Genomic DNA, 6,862 nt, shown 5'->3' with positions numbered 1-6,862 from the left:
CTGATTCCCCGTCGGCGGGATTTGTCCAGGCTTTCGGGCTTTCGCTCGTCGGCCTTTCGACATTCACTACGTTAGCCGATCTCTCTGTCGACTCATAATCGAGCCGGTGAGTCGAAATTCAGGCATGCGGACACGCCGAAATCCGCCCCGCGAGGGGAATCGTTGTAGTGGGTTGGCCGCTCCGGCTGCAGGCGATCGCCGTACCCGGTTCAGCGGCTCGGGCTACGTTACGCGCCTCGTGGGGGCGAGTCAACTTCGGCGGCGCCGGGGCACGTGCGCGCGGTACGGGCTGACCGTCGGGTCGTCAGCGACCCAGTAGCGCCAGGGGTGGACGCCCCCCTCTCCGGCCACGCCGGTTCGCGGACCGTTGCGCACCTGGTCGCGGAGCACGGGGGTGCCGGTCAGGATGCGCAGCGGGGAGTCGTCGGTGCCGCACGCGTCCGTGCCGTTCAGGGCGCGGTCCACGCCGAGGGCGGTGGCCAGGCGGGCCGGCCCCTTGGCCAGTTCCTTGTCGTTGCGGGCCGAAAGCCGACGGGTACGGGCCAGCTCGGCGCCCTCGGTGATCTCGCCGGCGCGGAGGAGGACGGCGCTCGCCCTGCCTTCGGGGCCGCAGACCAGGTTCATGCAGAACCACATGCCATAGGTGAAGTAGACGTACACGTGTCCGGGGGGACCGAACATCACGTCGTTGCGGGGGGTGCGGCCTCGGTAGGCGTGGGAGCCGGGGTCGTTCTGGCCGTCGTAGGCCTCGACCTCGGTGAGGCGGAGGGCGATCGGACCGTCCGGGGTGTTCCGCAGGAGGATGCGACCCAGGAGGTCGGGGGCCACCTCGAGGACGGGGCGGTCGAAGAATTCCCGGGGCAGGGGCGTACGGTCAGGGGTCGCGATCATGCCGTCCGAGCGTAACGCAGGGGGCGGGTTCCCAAGGGTGGTCAGCGGACGCCCGCCTTGTCGGGGTGGGGGGCGCGGAACCGGACACGGCCTGATCGCGTTTCTAGGGACCGAGGGTTCACACACAGCCTGGAGAGGGAGAGACATGGCGTTCAAGAAGCTGCTCGCGAGCCTGGGGGCCGGCGGAGCTTCGGTGGAGACCGTACTGAGCGAGGTCAACGTCGTTCCGGGCGGTGTCGTCCAGGGTGAGGTGCGGATCCAGGGTGGTTCGGTCGACCAGCAGATCGAGGGCCTGTCGGTCGGTCTGCAGGCCAAGGTCGAGGTGGAGAGCGGCGACCAGGAGTACAAGCAGGACATCGAGTTCACGAAGGTGCGGCTCGGTGGTGCCTTCGAGCTGAAGGCCGGGGCCGTGCACGCGGTGCCGTTCGGGCTGGAGATCCCCTGGGAGACGCCGGTCACGATGATCGACGGGCAGCCGCTGCGCGGGATGGACATCGGGGTCACGACCGAGCTGGAGATCGCTCGTGCCGTGGACTCCGGTGACCTGGACCCGATCAACGTGCACCCGCTGCCGGCGCAGAAGGCGATCCTGGACGCGTTCATCCAGCTGGGCTTCCGCTTCAAGAGCGCGGACATGGAGCGCGGCCACATCCGCGGTACGCGGCAGAAGCTGCCGTTCTACCAGGAGATCGAGTTCTTCCCGCCGCAGCAGTACCGCGGGCTGAACCAGGTCGAGCTGAGCTTCGTGGCCGACGCGCAGGCGATGGACGTCGTGCTGGAGATGGACAAGAAGCCGGGCCTGTTCAGCGAGGGCAGCGACACCTTCCGGTCGTTCAAGGTGGGGCTGAACGACTACCAGGGGACCGACTGGGCGGCGTACCTCAACCAGTGGCTCTCCGAGGTCGGCAGCAAGCGGAACTGGTTCTAGTGGTTCTAGGCTCGGTCATCTCAGCACCACACGATCAGGAGGTACCGAGGTGACCGAGCTCAAGCGGCGTCCGCTCCCCCATGACTTCCACCCGCCCGTGCCGTCGTTCACGGTCACGAGTGACGACGTCCAGGAGGGGGCGGCGCTCAAGGACGCTCAGGTCTACGCGGCCGGCAACACCTCTCCGCACCTGCGGTGGGAGGGCTTCCCCGCCGGGACCAAGAGCTTCGCCGTCACGTGCTACGACCCGGACGCCCCGACGGGCAGCGGTTTCTGGCACTGGGTGGTGTTCGACATCCCGGCGTCGGTGACCGAGCTGCCGGCGGGTGCGGGCAGCGGCACGTTCGAGGGGTTGCCGAAGGGTGCCGTACAGGCGCGCAACGACTACGGCAGCAAGGAGTTCGGCGGTGCCGCGCCGCCGGCCGGGGACGGGCCGCACCGGTACGTGTTCACGGTGTACGCCGTGGATCAGGAGAAGCTCGGCCCGGACGCCGACGCGACGCCCGCCGCCGTGGGGTTCAACCTGCGGTTCCACACGATCGCGCGCGCCCAGCTCGTCGGTGAGTACGAGGTGCCCGCCGGCGACTGAGCAATCGGGCGTTCATGGAACGTTTGCCCGCCTCTGGTCTTGGAAGTGATCAGGGGCGGGCATTTTTGTCGCCGGGGAGCCTGGAGGTGATGCGGGGCGGCTCCCGTGATGAGCGGCGGATATTGCGTTGTCCATCCCGGCGTGCCCGGCCAGAGTTGATCCCAGCCCGCCAGGGGGTGGGCCGGTGCGCACGGGAGGTGGGCTGGTATGCGGGACACGCTGGTGCTGAACGCGAGCTTCGAGCCGCTGTCGACGGTGACGCTGAACCGAGCCGTCGTTCTGGTGCTCCAGGACAAGGCCGTCGTCGAGCAGGCCCATCCCGAGCTGCGGATGCGCGGAGCCGCACTGGACATACCGGCGCCCCGGGTGATCAGGCTGTGCCAGTACGTGAGGGTGCCCTTCCGAAGACGTGCGCCGTGGTCGAGGCGGGGTGTGCTGGTCCGGGACCGGCACCGGTGCGCGTACTGCGGTGGGCGGGCGACGACCGTGGACCACGTGGTGCCGAGGTCGCACGGCGGGCAGGACACGTGGCTGAACACGGTGGCGTCGTGTGCGGAGGACAATCACCGCAAGGCGAACCGGACTCCGGAGCAGGCGGGGATGCCGCTGTTGCGGGCGCCGTTCGAGCCGACGCCGGCCGACGCGATGCTGCTGGCGCTGGCCCGGGACGACTTCGACGCGCTGCCGGAGTGGCTGGCGTTGGACGCCGCGTGAGGGCTTCGCCGTAGGGGCTGGTGCGCGTCGTCGGCTGCCGGTTCGTCGTGGCTGGTCGCCCTCACGCGGCGAAGCCGCGATTCGACACGGTCCCGCGCCCCTCTCGGGGCGCGGGTGCGGCCTGGTGGCCCCGGGAAGGCGCTGTCAGTCGATCGACGGCTTCTCGCGGCGTTCCTGGGCCGGGACCGAGCTGCTCGTGGAGTTGCCGCCGCTGCCCGAACCGCCGCCCAGGCCACCGAAGTTGCCCATGGCGCCGGACAGGCCCTTGAGTGCGTCGCCGATCTCGCTGGGGACGATCCAGAGCTTGTTGGCGTCGCCCTCGGCGATCTTCGGGAGCATCTGGAGGTACTGGTAGGAGAGCAGCTTCTGGTCGGGGTCGCCGGCGTGGATCGCCTCGAAGACCGTGCGGACGGCCTGGGCCTCGCCCTCGGCGCGCAGGGCGGCGGCCTTGGCCTCGCCCTCGGCGCGCAGGATCTGGGACTGCTTCTCGCCCTCGGCGCGCAGGATCTCGGACTGCCGGACACCTTCGGCCTGGAGGATCGCGGCGCGCTTGTCACGGTCGGCGCGCATCTGCTTCTCCATCGAGTCCTGGATGGAGGTGGGCGGTTCGATGGCCTTGAGCTCGACGCGGTTGACGCGGATGCCCCACTTGCCGGTGGCCTCGTCGAGGACGCCGCGCAGAGCCGCGTTGATCTCCTCGCGGGAGGTCAGGGTCCGCTCCAGGTCCATGCCGCCGATGATGTTGCGCAGGGTGGTGACGGTGAGCTGCTCGATCGCCTGGATGTAGCTGGCGACCTCGTACGTGGCGGCGCGGGCGTCGGTCACCTGGTAGTAGATGACGGTGTCGATGTTGACGACCAGGTTGTCCTGGGTGATGACCGGCTGCGGCGGGAAGGGGACGACCTGTTCGCGCAGGTCGATGCGGTTGCGGATGGTGTCGATGAAGGGGACGACGATGTTGAGTCCCGCGTTCAGCGTCCGCGTGTAGCGGCCGAAGCGCTCGACGATGGCGGCGCTGGCCTGGGGGATGACCTGGATGGTCTTGATCAGGGCGATGAAGACCAACACCACCAGGATGATCAGAACGATGATGACCGGTTGCATCGTGGCTCCGCGTACCCTTCTCCGCCTGAGCGCTTCGGCGGATGTCCAAGGAATCTGTCGGCCCTGGTGACCCTGGTGACTGCTGATCCTACGGCTGTTGAAGATCTTGCTGGTCGAGTCTGACAGACCGTCGCATGCCCCGGGGCACGTTCGGGCCACTTGCGTCGGCAAGGGTTACATGATGATCGCCGTGGCCCCCTCGATGTCCACGACGTCCACTTCCTGGCCGGCTTCGTAGGCGCGGCCGGTGTCGAGGGCGCGTGCCGACCAGATCTCGCCGGCGAGTTTGATCCGGCCGCCGTTGCCGTCGACCCGCTCCAGCACGACGGCCTGTCTGCCCTTCAGGGCGTCGACTCCCGTGGCGAGTTGGGGCCGTTGGGAGCGGTGCCGGGCGGCGACGGGCCGTACGACGGCGATGAGGGCGACCGAGACGATGACGAAGACGAGTACCTGGACGACGAGGTCGGCCCCGACGCCGGAGGCGACGGCGGCCGCGACCGCACCGACGGCGAGCATCCCGAACTCCGGCATCGCGGTCACGACGAGCGGAATTCCGAGCGCTGCCGCGGCGACGAGCCACCACACCCATGCGTCGATGTCGTTCACGTCGTCATGGTAGGTCCGTGACCCGTGCCGGGGACAGGGCGCACGGGGGCGGTCAGGACAGGGGCAGCCCCTGTGCCGTCCAGCGGTCGCCGACCCGCTCGACGACGAGCGGGAGGCCGAAGCAGAGGGAGAGGTTGCGGGAGGTGAGTTCGAGCTCCAGGGGGCCCGCGGCCAGGACCTTGCCCTGGCGGATCATCAGGACGTGGGTGAAGCCCGGGGCGATCTCCTCGACATGGTGGGTGACCATGATCATCGAGGGGGCGATGGGGTCGCGGGCGAGGCGGCCGAGGCGGCGGACGAGGTCCTCGCGGCCGCCGAGGTCGAGGCCGGCGGCCGGCTCGTCCAGGAGCAGCAGCTCGGGGTCGGTCATCAGGGCGCGGGCGATCAGGGTGCGCTTGCGCTCGCCCTCGGAGAGGGTGCCGAACTTCCGGTCCAGGTACTCGGTCATGCCGAGGCGGTCGAGGAAGGCGCGGGCGCGCTGCTCGTCGATGTCCTCGTACTCCTCCTGCCAGCCGGCGGTCATGCCGTAGGCGGCGGTGAGCACGGTCTGCAGGACGGTCTGGCGCTTGGGCAGCTTGTCGGCCATGGCGATGCCGGCCATGCCGATGCGCGGGCGCAGCTCGAAGACGTCGGTGCCGGGCTTGCCGAGGGTCTCGCCGAGGATGGTGGCGGTGCCCTTGCTGGGGTAGAGGTAGCTGGACGCGACGTTGAGCAGGGTGGTCTTGCCGGCGCCGTTGGGGCCGAGGATGACCCAGCGCTCGCCCTCCTTGACCGACCAGGAGACCTGGTCCACCAGAGCCCGGCCCTCGCGGACCACGGATACGTCCTGAAGCTCCAGAACATCGCTCATGAGCGCAGTGTCTCCCCTTGCAGTGTGGCCGGTCTCGGCTGTCGCGTACGCCTGTGGCTCGGGCCGCCGCGCCGGTGGGCGCAGGCCCTCCAGGAAATCTACGCCACCGGTCGGCTTCGCTGTTCCATCGGTCCGGTCCTTAGGGTGGGGGCATGCTCTCGGAACCACGCGCAGGGCGCCTTGCCGCCTGGGGAAATGCCCTTATCGCCGGAATCGTCTCGCCGGATGACGCCGCGGTGGCGATCGTCGGCGAGGACGCGGTGCACCGGGTGGAGGGGTTGCCCGGTGAGGCGGGGCCCGTCGGTCTCACGCTGGCGCTCGGGCGGTTGCGCGTGCTCGGGGTGGCCGGGCTGCGGGTCGCGCTGCCCGCGCCGGGGCATCCGCTGGGGCTGAGCGGGCCGCCGGAGTTCAACGCGCGGGCGTTGGAGGCCGAGGAGGCGGTGGTCTGTCACGGCGTCGCGCTGGGGCTGGTGCCGGAGGTGTACGAGGCCGGGCCCGCGGGTGATGTGCACGTCGAGGTGGTCTGGCACTGTCTGCCGGTGCGGGAGGCCCCGCCGGCGGACGTGCCGTCGCTCGGGGAGGCGGAGCGGGAGCTGGCGGAGGCGTTGCGGGACGCGACGGAGGTGCTGACGCGGCTGGACGTGGCCGGGTCGGGGCCGGTGGCGGAGGCGGCGGTCGCGGCGTACCGGGCGAGGGCCGAGCGGGGGCGGGAGGTGCTGGCGCCGGGGTATCCGCCGCGGGCGGTGCGGGTGCTGGAGTTGGCGCAGCGGGTGGGGGCGTTGGTGGCACTGGCGTACGGGAGCGGGCACGGGGGTGCGGTGAGCGCGTCGGAGATGGCGGCGCGGGGGGAGGCGTTGCGGCCGGTGGAGCGGACGGCCCGGCGGGCGCAGGTCGCGGCGTACAACTCCGTTGTGGAGGAGCGGGGGCGGTGACGTCCCTTGGTGGGGGTGCCCGGCGTCGGTGGGGTGCGGGGGTGGGGAGCGCGGCCCGGCGCTGACGGGGTGCGGCCGGTACGGCCCGGGGGCGGGTGGGTGCGCGGCCCGGCGCTGACGGGGTGCCTCCCCCAGAGGGGGTAACCCCCAGCGCCCACCCGTGCCGCCCTGGGGGCACCTCCCAGGCCGTTCAGGCGCTGGGGGAGGCACGACTGCCCGCAGGCTGGGTGCGGGGTGTGCGAGCGGCC

8 protein-coding genes are annotated in these 6,862 nt (G+C 70.6%); 4 read left to right on the top strand and 4 right to left on the bottom strand.

What is annotated here, in order from left to right:
- Positions 1 to 249: 249 nt before the first annotated feature.
- Positions 250 to 891: a DNA-3-methyladenine glycosylase gene (locus JHAT_RS14640; protein WP_077798601.1), complete on the bottom strand. Its 642-nt coding sequence runs from the start codon at positions 889 to 891 to the stop codon at positions 250 to 252.
- Positions 892 to 1,036: 145 nt separating this feature from the next.
- Between JHAT_RS14640 and JHAT_RS14635 the strand changes: the two genes are divergently transcribed.
- The 3 genes from JHAT_RS14635 (at position 1,037) to JHAT_RS14625 (ending at position 3,122) form a co-directional block, all read left to right on the top strand.
- Positions 1,037 to 1,819, top strand: a complete 783-nt coding sequence (locus tag JHAT_RS14635) for a sporulation protein (protein ID WP_077798600.1) — start codon at positions 1,037 to 1,039, stop codon at positions 1,817 to 1,819.
- Between the two features lie 49 nt (positions 1,820 to 1,868).
- Positions 1,869 to 2,408: a YbhB/YbcL family Raf kinase inhibitor-like protein gene (locus JHAT_RS14630; protein ID WP_077798599.1), complete on the top strand. Its 540-nt coding sequence runs from the start codon at positions 1,869 to 1,871 to the stop codon at positions 2,406 to 2,408.
- A 207-nt stretch (positions 2,409 to 2,615) separates the two neighbouring features.
- Complete coding sequence (locus JHAT_RS14625) at positions 2,616 to 3,122, top strand: HNH endonuclease (protein WP_077798598.1); 507 nt, start codon at positions 2,616 to 2,618, stop codon at positions 3,120 to 3,122.
- A gap of 144 nt (positions 3,123 to 3,266) precedes the next feature.
- Here JHAT_RS14625 and JHAT_RS14620 read toward each other — a convergent pair whose 3' ends face one another.
- The 3 genes from JHAT_RS14620 to JHAT_RS14610 all read right to left on the bottom strand — a co-directional run bounded on the left by JHAT_RS14620 (position 3,267) and on the right by JHAT_RS14610 (position 5,682).
- Entirely contained in the window at positions 3,267 to 4,226 is a 960-nt protein-coding gene (locus JHAT_RS14620) for an SPFH domain-containing protein (protein WP_077798597.1), read from the bottom strand.
- Positions 4,227 to 4,400: 174 nt separating this feature from the next.
- The gene (locus JHAT_RS14615; RefSeq protein ID WP_077798596.1) at positions 4,401 to 4,832 is read right to left on the bottom strand and encodes an NfeD family protein; all 432 of its coding nucleotides are present in this window, start codon (positions 4,830 to 4,832) and stop codon (positions 4,401 to 4,403) included.
- Between the two features lie 52 nt (positions 4,833 to 4,884).
- Positions 4,885 to 5,682, bottom strand: coding sequence for an ABC transporter ATP-binding protein (locus tag JHAT_RS14610; protein WP_077798595.1), 798 nt, complete (start codon positions 5,680 to 5,682; stop codon positions 4,885 to 4,887).
- 152 nt (positions 5,683 to 5,834) lie between these two features.
- On the opposite strand from JHAT_RS14610, the gene JHAT_RS14605 reads away from it, so the two are divergent.
- Entirely contained in the window at positions 5,835 to 6,614 is a 780-nt protein-coding gene (locus tag JHAT_RS14605) for a hypothetical protein (RefSeq protein ID WP_077798594.1), read from the top strand.
- Positions 6,615 to 6,862 lie beyond the last annotated feature (248 nt).

The organism is Streptomyces sp. JHA26 (assembly GCF_002005565.1).
Taxonomy (GTDB): domain Bacteria; phylum Actinomycetota; class Actinomycetes; order Streptomycetales; family Streptomycetaceae; genus Streptomyces.
This window is presented reverse-complemented; position numbering and strand designations above follow the sequence as displayed.